This window comes from Ruegeria sp. CDSC085 (genome assembly GCF_059610465.1).
The window spans coordinates 1-15,931 of sequence record NZ_JBXWNR010000016.1; the positions used below are offsets into that span (position 1 = coordinate 1).

Here is a 15,931-nt window from a genome sequence, read left to right on the forward strand (position 1 = left end):
CGAAAACAATTCGACGCGTACAAACCTTAGATCAGGCATACTCGTCAACTAGACCCCAGAGTTTGCGACACATCCATCGGTGGATGCTGGATGGGGCGATCTGACAGAGTGCATCAAACGGAAACAATAAGAGGAAGTTTTGTATATTATCGAGTATTTGGGTTGCTTTGAGGTGAAACCGCCTGCATCGGAGCCTTGTGTCAATATGCGCCCCGGATACGGTGGGATGCGAAAGAAGGATCGGCACTTGCATGCGCCGCGTCCAGGCCGACGATTTTGCCGGGTACCTGACCTGAACCTAGTGGACTGGAGAAGCCCATGAAACAGCCCTTCCCCGCGTTTGACCGCAATGATCTGGCAATACTTTTGTTCATTCTTCTCCTTGCAGCAGTCCTCAGAAGTGCCGGGCTGAACGCGCCCCTGTGGTATGACGAGATCCAGACCGTCGATACGCATGTCAGCCTTCCATGGGGTGAGATGATGCGCGAATATTCGATGAACCATCATTACTTTTTCAGCATGAAGGCAAAGCTGGTTTCCCAGATATTCGGAGATCAGGCATGGGCATATCGGTTTCCGGCCGTCCTGTTTGGCGTCGGTCTTGTCGGGGCAATCTGGTGGCTGGCAAAAGAGGTTGCAGACAGCAGGATTGCGCATGTTTCAGCCTTGCTGGTGGCCCTGTCCTATCATCAGGTCTGGTTCTCTCAGAACGCGCGCGGGTATACCGAGCTTGCATTCTGGAGCACGCTTGGCTTCATTTTCTTTCTGCGGGGGATGCGCCAGCCAGCAACCGGTACCTGGGTCGCCTTCGGCTTTACCGCCGCTGCCGCTGTTTTCACGCATCTGACCGCCGCATTTTTCTTTGTTGCATTGGGCCTCATCTGGTTGCTTTCCCTGGCGAGTGGGTTCGGCCGGGGCACTTTGACCCGCGAATGGGTACTGCATCCGCTGGTGGGTGTTGCGGTTGCGCTGGTTTTGGCCCTGTTCGCATATCTGCCGATCTTGCCAAGCATAGCGGGCACAGTGAGCGAGGTTTCGGCGACATCCGCCGTAGACCCTATGCAGGAATACCAGAACCCGCTTTGGACAATTTTCGAAGGTTTGCGGACCGCAGTTGGGGATACTGGTCCGCTGATGTCGTTTGTCGCTGTCGGTGGGCTGGCCGTCATTGTCTTTGGTGCTGTGGGGGTGCATGCGACGCAGCCGTTGTTTTTTCCCTCCATCGCCACGCACATCGCCGTGACACTGATCCTTCTTCTGTCGCTTGAGATGCGGATCTGGCCGAGGTTCTTTTTCGTCGATATCGGGCTCATCATTATTCTGGCCGTTGTTGGGTGTCGGTATGGTGCTGATGTGGTGGCACGGTGGGCTCAACAGCCCCGGTTTGGATCGCCGCTCTTTGCGTTGGGCGTTCTGGCGATGATCGTGGTGTCCGTGTTCTTGGTGCAGCGGAACTATTCTGCTCCGAAACAGGATCTGGCGGGGGCTTTTGCGCTTGTTGAAGAAACCCGCAGCCCGTCAGAACGGATATATGCGATCAACCCGGGCGGCCCCCTTTTCGAAAGCCACTTCGACGCCGACTGGGGCACCATCGGGGATGCGCAAGACTATTCCGAAGCGATGGCCCAGCCCGGCCCTGTGGTGCTGGTTGTTCTGTTCCCAGACCGGATGTTCCGCGCCATTCCGGATCTGAAACGTGATACAGAAGGGCAATTGGAACGCGAGCATGAGTTTGCCGGGACACTGGGGGACGGGCAGGTTCTTGTCTATCGGCGCAGATGAGGCTGACGGATCAGGATGAATGACCGTCCACGGGCTCAAGCCCCAGGCTGCTTTCGACAATGTAAAGCGGCCGTTTTTGCGCTTCTGAATAAAGCCGTCCCAGATATTCCCCGATCACGCCCAGCACAACTAGCTGCAGGCCGCCGATCAACAATACAGCAACCATCAATGAGGCATAGCCGGGCACATCCGCCCCGTAAATAAGGGTGCGTGAGATCAGGAAAACACCGTAGATGATCGCGGCCAATGCAGTCAGCATTCCGACATAACCTGCAATCCTGAGCGGTACGGTGCTGAAACCGGTAATACCATCCAGCGCAAAGTTCCAAAGGCGCCAGTAGTTGAACTTGGTCTGTCCCGCTGCACGTTCGGGGCGGTCATACGCAACTTCGGTTTGCCGAAACCCGACCCAGGCAAAAAGGCCCTTCATAAAGCGGTTGTGCTCACGCAGTTGAACAACAGCCTGGACGACGCGCCGGTCCATAAGGCGAAAATCGCCGGTATTGGCGGGTATCGGAACCCCCGAGAGCTGGTTGATGACCTGATAGAATTTCAGTGCTGACCAGCGTTTCACCGTGGTATCGTTGTCGCGGTGACGCCGGACGGCATAGACGACATCGAACCCTTCGCGCCATTTCTCGAGGAAGGTTTCAATCAGTTCAGGCGGGTCCTGCAAATCCGCATCAATGGGAATAACAGCCTGACCGGTGGTGACATCAAGCCCGGCGGTCAGCGCAATCTCTTTTCCAAAATTGCGTGAAAAGTTCAATACTTTGATGCGGTTATCACGTTCATGCGCCTCGGCCAGAATGGCGGCGGTCCTGTCGGTGCTGCCATCGTTGACGCAGATGATCTCATAATTTTCGCCAAGGGCTTCAAGGAAGTTGCCAAGTCGGTCGAACAGAATCGGCAGGACCTCTTCCTCGTTAAACATGGGCACAACGATGCTTAGCGTGGGCACACCCTGATCCGGGTTCTTCGCTCGCGACAGGGATGTGGGAAGGTGCATGTTTAACGGCGCCATTGCGACTTTCTTGTTTTGTGTATGTGAGCACAGGTGATCATGGTTTGGTGCCAGGTTCAAAGAGTTCGGCGCTGGCCCGTAATTTTTTTATTTTTAGGATTGGTTTATAGCCACGCAGCGCTGCCCGCCGTGAATCGTCGATAACCGGGTTTTCTTCATAAGGCCAAGTGACCAGCCAGACACGGGCCTCAGGGTTGGTCTGAAGTGCGGTTTTGTGGTCCGAGACGACATAGTGCGCAGTTCCGAGATAGTAGAACAGGGGTGTATCGGTCCAGTCACGGACCTGCTTCATAAAGACAAGATCGTCAGGGTGCATTTCGGGGCGCATGGCCAGTGCAATGCCCTGATAATCATTGGGCGATCCGGGTTTTTGGGCGGCATAGAATACACTGGCGGCAAATACGATGACGCAGACACCCATTGCCGACAGTCGGAGAGGGCTGGCTTGGAAGAGCCAGACCGCGCCTGCGGCGCTCAGGATCAACAAATAGGGTATGAAGATCAGAAAGGCCCGTGGTGCAAGGACTGATACCTTGTAGGACGCAGCGAACAGGATCAGCGGTGCACCTACCGCGATGAGCCATAGCAACAAGGTGCGTTCCTGAGGGTAATGTAGTGTACGCGATGGCAGTCGGGGGACTAGCCCCCCCCAAAGCGTACCCAAAACAGGAATAAGCAGCGCCAGAAGGGGCAAGGTGGACATCACCATCAGTGCTTCGTTTCGGCGGTGGGCGATTGTGGCTAACCAGAACATGAAGCAGGCCGAGCAGATGGCTGCAACAGCCGGAATCCATATTGGAATCGACCGACCCGGGCTTGTGACAGGGGCCTCGCGTTTGGGTGCTTTCAAACTGGCTGCTAATAAAAGGAGGGAAAAGGCCAGCAGCAGCCATGCGGGAACTGTGGCGACCTGTAGTGGCGGGATCGTGAAATTATCGTGTGCAAACAGAAACCCAAATGAGAAATACTCGGCTAGGAATTCCGGGGACGGCTCATCGGCTGCACCTTTGCGTGCGCGATAAACCGCATGAGTCAGCGCCGGAGCGGACAGAATGAAAGCAAGAGCCTGAACTTGAAACAGTCGAGGGGGATGCCGTAGGTCAATTCGATCGGACAGACGCCCCGGGGTATTTTCCGGCCGGGGCAGAACCAGGACTGTCCAGAGCAGATGAATCAGAAGCAGGGGCCAGAAAAACTCGACAGTCAGAACGCCAGCTATTGCTGAGACGATATAGGTAATCTCGACCCCCGGACGTGGTTCGCGGGACCGGATGAGGCATAACAACAGCCAAGTTGCCAGAAGAGACAGGCAGGCCCCGGCAACATACATGCGGGCCATCTGGCTCCAAAAGATGTGAAACCCATGAAGTGCCAGCAATAAGGCGGCCAGGCAGCCTGCGGTTGACCCAAAGACATTCCGCGCGACCAGAAAAATAAGCGGGATCGAGCCCACGGCAAACAGAACCCCGGGGAAGCGCAGGGAAAAGTGGGATGTGCCGAATGTGTTGGTCCAGCCCAACATTGCCACATACCATCCCATAGGATGCGGCTCATCGTGGAAATGCCACCAGACGGTTTCGGCAAGGTCATGGCGTGGCGGTGGTTCAGAGATGCCGGGAACAAGATCAATACCTGGGACGTAGATTTCTGGATGAGACAGGCTTCGGGGTTCAATTCCCCAAAGTCGAAGTATGACAGACAATACAAGAATACAGGAAATCACACACAAAACGGTGATTGTGCGATACTGGCGTCCGGAAACGAAAACACTCTTTTTGCCAAACGATGTCATGGCAAACAATCTTAAACAAAAACAACCATATCTTTCTATAACACCAGAAACAGCCCGAGTCATGTTTGCAGGTGGATGACACGGATAAAGAAGCCAAGTGGTCACAGGGCTTGAGGCTGGTCAGAAATACTCTTTCAACTTGCGGGCGCGTTTCATGTTGGACGGCAGAGACACCGTCGCCCGAACCAGTCTCGCCACTGCACGCATTCCTGGAACCGCTTTGAGTGCGGACAGCCCTTTAGATGTTTTTAGAAGGGTTTCATAGGTCTGATTATCTGCATGCCTGAAATCCTTTGCCTGCAGATCTTCACCGTTGTTCTCTGTCGGCGCAGACACAACCGAGGTCGCCTTGCGGTTTACGTCAAAGACGACAAAAGACTCAAAGAAGCTAATCCCCCAGGCGCGTTTTTCCGAGGCGTCAGGCGTCAGTCGCGAGAACCGATGGTTGATACGGTCCACCATGTTCATGGCGTATTTGATGAAGGAACGGTGCCTAAGGCCGAACCCTTCCATGTAGGAGGTATGGGTGTCTTCGACCACAAGCATTCCACCATCCTTGATGTGTGGCAACAGGCATTCCGTAGTTATGATCTGTTGTTCATACGTGTGGCCGCCATCATCCAAAACGATGTCGATATCACCGACTTCCCTTACAATTTTTTCAAGGAAATCCGGGTCGCTCTGGCTGCCTATGAAAATCTCGAACCCTTCCTGTTCCCAGCGCTTTGCATCGGGGTTCAGCTCAACGCCGATGATGCGCGCCTGAGGGCCAAAGAACTCCCGCCACATGAAAAGAGATCCACCACCCAGAACGCCGATCTCAACAAACGTGATGTCTTTTCCGATGTAAGGAGAAAAAAGTTTGTCATACACATCGAAGTAAGTGGAATGCTTACTGCTCTTGTATGGGCTGTTCATATAGGCCTGATAACTTTTCGACTCTAACATCTCTACGTCCTCGGATCTCAACTTGTTATGTGCTCCACCTGTCGAAGCGGGTATTCATAAGCTGGGGCGTCAATTTCAATATTTTGTCTGTTTGGCTGTTTTGTGGCACCGCTCTTTCCACAGCCTCAGGCCTTGGTGGCTTCCTGTCAAACGTCGTGGGCCTGGTCTGGGGCACTTACTTGCGCGTTACGATGATGGCATAGGAAGAATAGACCGCCCATTCGCGCCGGGCGCACAGACGCGCCAGCCCGTTATCCAGCTGCCGCAGGCCGAAAATCTTATCATAGTAATGGTGCCCGTAATATTCATGTACTTCGATGCTCGAAAACCCGACATCCGCCAGAGCTTTTCGCATGTACGGGGTTGAGCCGCGACACAGTGAGTAATAGGCGGGGAATTTGCCGGTATTCTGGCCATCAAAGCGCCGGGGCTGCAACAGTTGAACCGCCTTGCGAGTCAGTTGTTCAGGGAAGAGCCAGTTGATCAGAAAAGGCGACGCGAAAATGGTTGGGACCAGATGAACGGCCACGCCGCCATCGGCCAGAAGATGATGCATGTTTTTGTGGAACTGCTTGCCGTCGGGCATATGCTCGCCACAAAACTTGGACATAATCAGATCGAACCTCTGATCCACATGGCTGACATCGCCGCAGGCGTTGATCTGAAGGGTGTCGAACTCATCGGAAACATGGGAAAGCTCTTCGGCACTTATGTCACTGATCGTGAAGGATGTGACATGATCGGGCAGTGTCCTGTCGCCGGTCGATCGGCTGGTCGTGCCACCGATCTCCATGATCTGGGCCGGTTTTTCATCTTTTATGATGTTCCAGACCGTATCCAGATAATCCTGCCTGCAATCCGTGTGCCAGCGTATTTCTGACTGTACCATTTACTCTCCCAAAAAACCCGTAGCCTTGCGCGGCGTTTGAAACGGGACCAATCGCGACAAAAAGATTTTTATAATACGCCTTTTAAGGCACGGACATGGCTGTTTGACTAATCTTTAGATGAATGCTGGCAGCATGCAAAGAACGTATGCACCCAAGTTTACATGACTGGCAATGCCAGGGGTCGGAATAGATATGGGCGGGTCCGAATTTTCGGTACCCGCCCATGCAGTGGTAATCAATAAGCTGTATTTTTAGAGATCTTTGCCGTTACGCGAACAAATCGGAATACGGCTCGACAAACGGGGTTTCTTCGCCGATCGCAAAGGTGTCAACGCTGTCACCAACGTACCAGTCTCTTTCCTGTCCGCCGGCGAAATCGAAATCCGTATTGGTTTCGTCCAGGACAACGGCACCATCGACCAGAATCTGAAGGCGGTCGGTGTCCTGATCAACCATCAGGGTGACCTCATGTGTTTCACCGTCGTTCAGCTCGACATCCTTGACCTTGAAGCCTTTACGGAACCCGTCATCATTGTTGTCAACTTTTGCGACCAGATGCCCTTTCTTATTCAGCTTCAGACCGAAATTCGAGTGGTTCCATACAAGCCGTTCAGCACCCGTTTCACCTTCGTCACGGGTTATGTCGACCGAGAAGCTAACCTGTGCCGCGTCAGAAATTCCGTCCAGGGTTCCGATGTTCCCCCGGCTATTCTGATTGGATATGTCGATCATCGACAACTCGCTTTGCGAGCCGTCACCATGGACAGGTTCGGAGCCGGTGTCAGGCTGCTCGGCGCTTGTATCGCCTTCGGCCTGCGTCTCATCGGCCGAGACATGGACTTTGCTGACGTCAGAAATTCCGTCCAGGCGTTCGATAGTCTCCGGGCTGTCCTGACGGGTTATGTCGATCATCAGCTCGCCCTGCGGGTCGGCACTAAGAACAGGCTCGGACCCGGTGTCGGGTTGCTCGGACCCGGTGTCGGGTTGCTCGGACCCGGTATCGGGCTGCTGGGAGCCGCTGTCCGGTTGTGTGGGGTTGGTGGTATTTGGTTGTGATCCCCCGGGGGTAACCTGCTGTGGGGGGGTGGACCCCGAGGCACCATTCGAGACGGCAGAGCCGGCGTTCAGTGTGTCAGCCAGGCTGCCTGGGATGACGACATATTGGTTGTAACCATTCCCCTGCGCCGTTGCCTGATAGGTGAAGTTCTGGTCGTACTCACCGGGCTGGATCAGGGCGTTGTTGCCTACGTTCCAGTCAGCCTGCCCGTTGTACCCCACGATCTGAGACGTAATATTCTGATCAATGGTGACGTTTGTGGAACCGGCCGAAACGTTGATCGCTGGGATTTCGATCCCGCCGGTCAGCGTCTTTTCGTCTACGTGCAGGACCGAATTCTTGGTGATCGTAAGCCCATCCACGCCATAAAGAGAAATCCCGTGGAAGTGGCCGTTATAGATCGTGTTCTCTTCGATCAGCACGTTGTGGTGGATCACGCTGGGATCGCTGATGTCCTTGCCGTCACCGCCAGCCCAGATGGTCTGAGTGAAATCCCCGGTGCCCATATCAAAAAGGTTGTTGCGGATGGTGATGTTGTCGCTGCCGCTGCCATAGGCGCGCTGAATCTGGATCATGTCGCGGTGATCACCCGATCCGGCCGCGCCGCCGAAATCGTGCAGGTGGTTGTTCTCAACCAAGATGTTGTCGACATTGTCAAAAACCAGACCATCGGACCGGATCGTGTGGATGTCGTTGCCGGTGACATTGATCCCGTCGGAATTCACGGCAATGACAGCTTTCCACCATTGTGAGAATTCGGTGTTGGTGATGTTGATATTGGTTGAGCCGGCGATGTTCAGACCCGTGCCATAACCGGTACCGTCTGCGGATGTCCCAGTGCCGCTGGCGACGTCGCCGTCGAAGATCGAGTTGTTGAACGAAATGTTCTGGCTGTCGTAGACGCCAAACTTGCTTTGAAAGTGGTAGTCGCCGCCACTGAAGCTGTAGTCAAACTTGATGCTGTCGAATGTGATGTTCGACGATTGCTTGAGGTGCACATCCGAGAAGCTGGCTTTCGCATTCGGATCTGCGGACTGGATCGTCACGTTCGATGCGAAGTTGGTATTGTGGAGGTTCAGTGACCCGTAGTCACCTGCAGTAAGGAGGATTGTCTCACCACCGCTGGCCTGTGACAGAGCCTGGTTCAGCTCTGCGGCGGAAGTTACAATGATAGTCGTCGACATCTTTCACCTGTGTTTCCAAACGCGCTTATCCCAAAGCGCTGAAGATCCCGCTCACCCAAGGGGTATGGAACAGTCGCACAAGGGCGACAGATTGGCCGGAATATGGCTATGTTTGGAAACTGTTGCCTGTATGGGGACAATTTTGCCCTTTTGCAGTCATTTCCGAGTGAACTCGATACTCGATACCGGGAATTGTTCCACTTCCCTTAGCGGTTGCTTAGGGTTTGGCGAATTGATTCCTGTAGGGCAACAACGGCCACAAAATAGCCATCATTCAGGCGTGTCCTTGCGTATGGGCGATAGGTATCGGCAATGAATTGCCCGGTGCCGTAGGGGAAACCTGGGCGTTGCAAGGGGCACTCGGACGTGCCAAGGCGCCAGAAGGGCGGGTAGGCGCGATAGACAGTGGAACCCACCTTGCCTACACTTTCCTGCAAGTGTGGTTATCAGAAAGGTGCGTTATGGCCGGGTCCCGGATTTTTGCCTTGGCAGGGGCGCTACTGTTCATGTTGGGTTTTGATGTGGCGGCCCAGACCCCCTGTCAGGGGCGAGACGTGCACACTCATCTTCCCGCAACTCAGGCCAAGGGGCGGTCGGTCGCAAATGCTGCCGATCTTGGAGTAGCCCTGCAAAATGCCCAGGGTGGGGAAATCTTTCTGCTGGCGCCGGGGAATTATGGAACCCTGAGGATGAACATGGCATACCGGTCGCCTGTGGTCATCCGGTCCGCCGATCCTGCCGCACCGGCCTGTTTTACCCGCCTGGTTTTGGAAGGGGCCGGCAATGTGCATCTGGATGGCGTCTATTTCGATTACACCTACAATGCGGGCGACCCGCATTTCATCGCTTATTTCGTCATCCTGAACAGCACAGACATAAAGATATCGAATTCCGTGTTCGATGGGGGAACCGCGCGGGGCACAGGGTCCGAGGCGGACGGGTACAGTATCGGGATCGGTCTGAAAATCGAGCGGGGCGGAAACCTGACCCTTTCAGGGAACGAGTTTCGCAGATGGTGGACCGCTGTTTTGTCCGTACAATCGCGGCAGTTCATCTTTACGGGCAACAACATTCACACGATCCGGTCCGATGGGATTGATGTCGATGCCGCAGATGGCCTGAGAATTGAACGAAACCGGTTTCACGATTTCGGCGGCGCGGCCGGGTCTCAGGATCACCGTGACATGATTCAGATTATGCGGGTATCGCCACGGGGGTCTTCGGATATCGTCATCCGGGACAATGTCTTTGACATGGCCGGTGGCGATTTCACCCAGACGATATGGGCCGGTGGCGACGGCAAGGACCTGAACAACCCCGTCATGCGGCATCGCAATGTACTGGTTGAAAATAACATGATCTATAATGGCCATATTCACGGCATTTCAATCCACGGTTCAGACAATATCTCGATCAGAAAAAACTCGGTGATCCATGTGCCCGGCGGCCATTCGGTTCCGGCCATCAACATTTCTCCGGATTCGACCTCGGTGGTCATTGAGCAGAATGCGGTGGCAAATATCATCGGGCACGAGAACCAGCGCGATTGGGTTGTGCTCAATAATGCGCTGATTCAGGATCAAAGCCCGTCACAGGGTGGCTATTACGATAACGAATTCATCTACCACGCGCGTGGCGGGAAGAACGGGTACAACGAATACGGCGTGCGCCCCGGCAGCCAGCTTGATCGCCTGAATGCGGGGTCCAGCTTGTCGCAATCCTACCCCTCGCGATGAGGACCCTTCAGGCAATGCTGTGGAAAAGTGACTGGCTTCGGGCGCACTGCCAGAATACTGACAATATGTTTGCGCAATCTGTAAAGTGTTATCCGTTTAAAGGCAGGAATTCTAGATGACAGCTGTTTTGTCAGCGAAAGCCAGCGCCCCGGCGACAAAGCCGATCGTTCTCGCCTTGCTCATTTTCTCCTTTGCGATGCCGTTTTTTTTTCACTTAGGGGGGCTCAGGCTCAGCGGGTATCGGGTGATCCTACTGCTGTTCATGTTTCCTGCGGTTATCGGATGGCTGAGCGGCAAGGCTGGAAAGATCAGGCCGGTTGATATTTTGGTGATTGCATTCAGCTTCTGGTCGGCTCTGTCCTTTTCAGTCAATCATGGTTTGGCACCGATGTGGCAGTTCATCGGAATGTTCATGATCGAAACCCTGGTGCCTTATTTCATTGCCCGCACCTATATACGCAATCTGGAATCGTTTCGGTATTTCGTGAAATGCCTGTTTCTGCTTATCCTCATTCTGCTGCCCTTTGCTTTGTTCGAATCCTTTACGGGCAAGACCCCGCTGTTGAATCTGTTCGGTAAGGTCCTGAGCGTCTATCAGAAGTGGATTTTCGAACCTCGGCTTGGATTGCTGCGGGCGCAGACAACGATGCCGCATCCTATCCTGTTCGGAGTGTTTTGTGCGCCGGCCTTCGCGCTGACTTGGTATGTGCTGGGATGGCATAAATCGTTCTTCAAGAAGGTTGGCCTGACCTCGGTGATCGGAGGCGCAGTGTTCTTCTCCCTTTCATCGGGTGCGTTTCTGAATGTCATCATTCAATTGGCGCTCATGGGATGGAACTGGGTCTTTCAGTTCCTCAAGAAGAAATGGAAAGTTCTGCTGAGCATATTCTGCGTTCTGTATTTCATTGCCGAGATTGGCTCGAACCGGAGTATGTTCCAGATTTTTGCAACCCATTTCACGCTGACCCCCGGTACGGCATGGGCACGCATTCATACGTTCAACTTCGCATCCGACGATATTCTGCGAAACCCGATCTTTGGTATCGGTCTGCATGACTGGACGCGTCCCCACTGGATGGTACTGCTGAGCAGCGTCGACAATTTCTGGCTGGTGGTCACATTGCGGCATGGTTTTCCAGCCCTGTTCCTGCTGGCAGGCGCAGTCATTGTCACGTTCTTTAAACTGGGCAGCAGAAATCTGACCGGAGCACTGGCGGATGCGCGCCTTGGATACCTGATTTCGCTGTTGGGCCTTTGTGTATCCGCGGTTACCGTCCACCTTTGGGATTCCACGTTCTGCTTTCTGATGTTCCTGCTGGGGGCGGGGGGCTGGTTTTTGGATGCGGATGACGGATCTGGGCAGGACGTGGATCAGGCACAGGCCGACCAAGCAGACAAAAAGATGCGATATACCCGGTTTTCTCAGGCCCTGCCTGGCGAGCTGTCTACCGGGCGCGTTGCACGCGCCCGCTAACCTGTGGTTGTCCAGCGCCGACGGGTCATGCCCAATGCGCGCCGAACGCGGCGCGCGAGCGGCATGCGACCCGACAAGATCGCCTGCAAATCCTGATCGCTCATATCCTCGCGCAGCGATGTGCGGGGGCGTAGAAATGCGTTTTTGCGCCAGGTGCCTCCGTCGCTTGACCAGGCCGTAGTGTAGCCCGCGTCGCTCAGCGCACGTAACACCCGTGTATCGTAGCGGCCAAAGGGGATGCCCGCCTCGGTCACCGGGCGGCCGCATATCGTTTCCAACTGTGCGCGGGATTCGCTGAGTTCTCGGACCAGAGCGGCGTCATCCAGTGTCGGCCAGGCAAGATGGTCGACCCCATGGCTGCCGATTGTCATGCCAGCGGCCTGCAATGCGTGCAGATGTCCGGCATCCAATGACCCGGCCTGTCCGATCCGCCCGGTTAGAACGAAGAACCTCGCCTGAAGCCCCCGGGCCGACAGCGCTGGCAGCGCGATGTCATGATCCGAAAGATTGCTGTCATCGAAGGTGATGTTGAACCGGTTCGGATCGGGGGCCGCGGCGATCCGGTCCAGAACCCGTTCGAATTGCTCGACTGAAAGCCAATAGGGGGCCTCGCCCGGTTCCAGAGGACGTTCAGGCGTTCCGATGCCGTGAAAGTTGATGCCGATGGGTTTTGTCATGAGCGCAGTTTCTTCAGACGGGCGTGAACGGTTTCGGCAACGCTGATCAGAGCAGAGGTTGCGCCGGCTGGGCGAAACTCGTACGGGCCCGCCGCGCGCAGCTCTGTGCCACCCGTGCGCAACTTGTAGCGTGTGACTGAAGGGTTGGCTTCAGGATCTATCCCACCCAGGTCGAAATACTTCAGGCCCAGTTCACGACAGCGCAGCATGGAATGCCACATCAAAAAATGCCCGGCATTCAGGCGCCGCCCGGTGTCCAGAGTGGCCCCGAACAGATAGACGGCATTGGACCCAGCCCGGCCCAGCGTCATTGCGGCAATGTCGGCCCCGTCCTTGCGGGCAAACAGAACCTCATGGGCAAAATCTGACCCCTGAAGAGTGTAGTAGAATTCTGGCGGTATATCCGGTCGGAAGCCTTTGGCTGCCTGAACCTCAGTATACATAGGATGAAACCGGTCGGCCGCTTGTGCAATCGGTACGATATCCAGATCAAGACCGGCTTTCAGCGCATTGCGCAGGGGGTTGCGCCATTTCCCGTGCAGGGCACGCATCAGCGTGTCTTCGTCCTGCTCGCAATCCACGACCACGGTCCGATAGGCGGGGGATCGATCGGTGGGCCAAAACCCTTCGCTGTGGGTCAGTTGATCCAGCAAAGCAACATCATGCCAGGGTGTGGCCGGGAACCGCAGGCGCAGGATGTGCCCGTTCTTCTGAGTATATGCACGCAGCGCGGACAGCACAGTGCGCAGTGTTGCGGTGTCGGGGTCCGGCCGATCGACATGCTGCACCAGCGGTCCGGCGGCAAGCCATGCAATGCCACGCCGCAGACCGGGAACATGTTTGATGCGCAGACATGCAGCGGCGACAGGCTGCCCGTCCGGGGAGGCAAGCACCAGGAATTGTGCCTCTGCTCCGATCCGTCGGGCCGCCGCGCGGGCATAAGTCAGGCTGTGTTCAAGGGTCAGATCCCGGAACGACGCGCTGAGGACGGGCCAGTCCTCTTCAGGCAGAACCCGTGCGGAGAGCTGATCTGTGATCATATCCGCCTCATATCCTTGTTTTGGTCCAGCTGGACCACAGCGATTTGTTTTTCAGCGGGATCACCGCTCTCAGCCGTGGCGCAATCCGCCCGAACCAGAGCCTGTAATAGGCCAGGTGCAACACACGCGCCCAGCCAAGACAGAGCTTCAGCAAGACAGGGGATATTCCTGATCGCCTTGAGACGATCAGGCGGTGAATGGGCACCGATTCACCGCCATAGACCAGCTTATAACCATATGCGCCAACCCCGGCCTCAATCCGCGTCACGCCTGCGGCGATAAGCTGTTCGATCATTTGAATCAGGCCGATTTTACCCAAGCTGAGCCGCTCAAGCTCCGGGTCGGTTGATCTGGCGGGCAATCGCCAATGGCAGGTCTGCCCCTCGACCAGGCAGAATTGGGTGGCAAGGGGGCCGTCCCGGCCCTGCTGTTCGACAAACCAGGTTTCCTGCCCCTTCAGGGTGGCGTCTGCCAGATCGCCGTAGAAGGCAGCGCTGCAGGGCCAATCCGCGAAATGGCCTCCTTTTCCCACCTCCTGCCATTGCCGGTTGTGAAAGTCGACGAAATCCCCGAACTGATGTGCGTCAGGATGGACTCTCCGTGTTGTCAGGCCGTGGTCATTCTGCAGATGTTTTAAATCCCGCCGATACTGACCTCGCCGTTTCTTGGACAGGTTGGCAAGATAGCCGTCAAATGTATCGGGTAGTTCGAAAACCGTATGGGTACCAGCGGGCGTATCGGTCAGCGCCAGCCCCGGTGCCAGGGTCACTCCATCGCGGATGGCTGCCAGCATGGTGCCGTGTTCCGAGGCAGGGGTGAAACTGACCAGATGCGCCCGGCCATCGCCGAGAAGGCCGTTCAGGGCTTCGGTGCAGCTGTGCTTCTGCGCAGTTTCCGTGGCGGCCAATTGGAAAATCACCGTGTTGGGGTCAGTTGCGGCCAGTTTGGCAATACGTACCCTCACAGGACCCAGCCAAACCGGATAGATCATGAAAGGCAGCAGGGCCACCAACTGCCCCTGATCGTCATACGCTACAAGGGTCCGGAGCGTTTTGCCGCGTCCAAAGTGAGCCCACCAGGTCAGGACCCAAACCGGAGTAGCATAGATATCCGCGCCAGTCTGTCGGGCCAGTGCGGCCCACGCATCGGTCATGCTTTCAAGGCGTTTGATCCCATCAACCCATTTGAATGTCAGCCGGACGTTTGTGTCGGTCACTCTGTCGGCTCCTGGTTGGTCAGGTGATAGCGCAGCGAGGCCCGGGCCAGACGCCGCCGCGCGGCAGCTTCTTCCCGCTGATTTGCGACTGACATGACAAAGCGCAATATGGATGACCCCACAAATACCATCCGGCCTCGGAACACACCCCAAAGGCCGTAATGCTTGCGCAGGTAGATCATCTTACTTTTTTGCATCTGTACGTACATCCGCGAGCGTATCTGCGCGGTGCTTTTACCGCCCCCCTCAAGGTGCAGGATGCGCGCTTCTGGGGCGAACACGCATTTCCAGCCTGCATCACGGATGCGACGACACCAGTCGGCCTCTTCCGAGTAGACGAAGAATGCCTCATCCAGAAGACCCACGGCATCGAAGACACGACGAGGCACCAGCATGAACATGCCCGAGACGACGTCGACCTCGCGTTGCGAACGCCGATCCCAGTCTCCGTACTCGGCCCGGGCCAGAAGCTGATTGTGCGGTGACAGGCGGTGCAGCCCCAACTCGATCAGCGCCAGGTTTCCTGGACCTGGGTCGGCAAAACAGGTGCGCTGAATGGTGGTTTCGTCTTCCAGGACCTGACAGCCGACGCAGCCGACATCCGGATGCTGATCCAGCCAGCCCAGCATGGTATCGATCGCACCATCCAGAATGATGGTGTCGGGATTGAGCAACAGCAGATTGTCACCCCGTGCGATTTCCAACCCCTGATTGTTGGCGGCGGCAAATCCCCGGTTCGTGTCATTGGCGATCAAGCGAACATCAGGGAATTCGTCACGGACAAGATCGGCGGATCCGTCGCCTGAGGCATTGTCGACGACGATGATCTCATGCGGCTTCCGGGTCTGCCGGGAAATGGATATCAGGCAATCCCGAAGAATGTCCCGGGTATTCCAGTTCACGATGACAATGGAAACAGCGCATTCGCTCTGCGTGCCGTGTGACGGTGAAGTCATGAAACCCTGTTCTCGTTAATCACTTACATTTTCAGATTGTTTAGCCATTGTTCTGATCTATGAATACACTCAACGTCATTAAGCGACGGCTGTTGTTAAATAGTAGCTGTGAAATTCAGAGCGAATAAACCGGTATATTGAGGTATTAGTTTGGC

At 55.6% G+C, this 15,931-nt stretch carries 12 protein-coding genes; 3 read left to right on the forward strand and 9 right to left on the reverse strand.

The window, feature by feature from the left end; all coding sequences use genetic code 11:
* The first annotated feature begins 318 nt into the window (after positions 1-318).
* The gene (locus tag AC2FJB_RS18215; RefSeq protein WP_496719855.1) at positions 319-1,782 is read left to right on the forward strand and encodes a glycosyltransferase family 39 protein; all 1,464 of its coding nucleotides are present in this window, start codon (positions 319-321) and stop codon (positions 1,780-1,782) included.
* A 10-nt stretch (positions 1,783-1,792) separates the two neighbouring features.
* On the opposite strand, the gene AC2FJB_RS18220 is transcribed toward AC2FJB_RS18215, so the two are convergent.
* From AC2FJB_RS18220 to AC2FJB_RS18240, 5 genes are all read right to left on the reverse strand, one after another.
* On the reverse strand, positions 1,793-2,806 hold the full coding sequence (locus AC2FJB_RS18220) for a glycosyltransferase family 2 protein (protein WP_496818807.1): 1,014 nt from the start codon (positions 2,804-2,806) through the stop codon (positions 1,793-1,795).
* A gap of 37 nt (positions 2,807-2,843) precedes the next feature.
* Positions 2,844-4,598 (reverse strand): glycosyltransferase family 39 protein, encoded by a 1,755-nt coding sequence (locus AC2FJB_RS18225; protein ID WP_496719859.1) that lies wholly within the window; start codon positions 4,596-4,598, stop codon positions 2,844-2,846.
* Between the two features lie 120 nt (positions 4,599-4,718).
* Positions 4,719-5,546 (reverse strand): class I SAM-dependent methyltransferase, encoded by an 828-nt coding sequence (locus AC2FJB_RS18230; RefSeq protein WP_496719861.1) that lies wholly within the window; start codon positions 5,544-5,546, stop codon positions 4,719-4,721.
* Positions 5,547-5,721: 175 nt separating this feature from the next.
* The gene (locus tag AC2FJB_RS18235) at positions 5,722-6,435 is read right to left on the reverse strand and encodes a methyltransferase domain-containing protein (RefSeq protein ID WP_496719863.1); all 714 of its coding nucleotides are present in this window, start codon (positions 6,433-6,435) and stop codon (positions 5,722-5,724) included.
* 268 nt (positions 6,436-6,703) lie between these two features.
* Positions 6,704-8,677, reverse strand: coding sequence for a right-handed parallel beta-helix repeat-containing protein (locus AC2FJB_RS18240; protein WP_496719865.1), 1,974 nt, complete (start codon positions 8,675-8,677; stop codon positions 6,704-6,706).
* A 461-nt stretch (positions 8,678-9,138) separates the two neighbouring features.
* On the opposite strand from AC2FJB_RS18240, the gene AC2FJB_RS18245 reads away from it, so the two are divergent.
* Positions 9,139-10,413: a right-handed parallel beta-helix repeat-containing protein gene (locus AC2FJB_RS18245; protein WP_496719867.1), complete on the forward strand. Its 1,275-nt coding sequence runs from the start codon at positions 9,139-9,141 to the stop codon at positions 10,411-10,413.
* 115 nt (positions 10,414-10,528) lie between these two features.
* Positions 10,529-11,887: an O-antigen ligase family protein gene (locus AC2FJB_RS18250; protein ID WP_496719869.1), complete on the forward strand. Its 1,359-nt coding sequence runs from the start codon at positions 10,529-10,531 to the stop codon at positions 11,885-11,887.
* Here AC2FJB_RS18250 and AC2FJB_RS18255 read toward each other — a convergent pair.
* Genes AC2FJB_RS18255 through AC2FJB_RS18270 form a run of 4 tightly spaced genes read right to left on the reverse strand, consistent with a single transcriptional unit; the run spans position 11,884 to position 15,776 of the window.
* Complete coding sequence (locus AC2FJB_RS18255) at positions 11,884-12,564, reverse strand: polysaccharide deacetylase family protein (RefSeq protein ID WP_496719870.1); 681 nt, start codon at positions 12,562-12,564, stop codon at positions 11,884-11,886. The two genes, AC2FJB_RS18250 and AC2FJB_RS18255, sit on opposite strands and share 4 nt — an antisense overlap.
* Complete coding sequence (locus AC2FJB_RS18260) at positions 12,561-13,604, reverse strand: lipid II:glycine glycyltransferase FemX (protein ID WP_496719872.1); 1,044 nt, start codon at positions 13,602-13,604, stop codon at positions 12,561-12,563. Before AC2FJB_RS18260 ends, AC2FJB_RS18255 begins: the two co-directional genes overlap by 4 nt.
* A 7-nt stretch (positions 13,605-13,611) precedes the next feature.
* Positions 13,612-14,820, reverse strand: coding sequence for a GNAT family N-acetyltransferase (locus AC2FJB_RS18265; protein WP_496719874.1), 1,209 nt, complete (start codon positions 14,818-14,820; stop codon positions 13,612-13,614).
* Positions 14,817-15,776, reverse strand: a complete 960-nt coding sequence (locus AC2FJB_RS18270; RefSeq protein WP_496719876.1) for a glycosyltransferase family 2 protein — start codon at positions 15,774-15,776, stop codon at positions 14,817-14,819. The genes AC2FJB_RS18265 and AC2FJB_RS18270 overlap by 4 nt, the downstream gene beginning before the upstream one ends.
* Between the last annotated feature and the right edge of the window lie 155 nt (positions 15,777-15,931).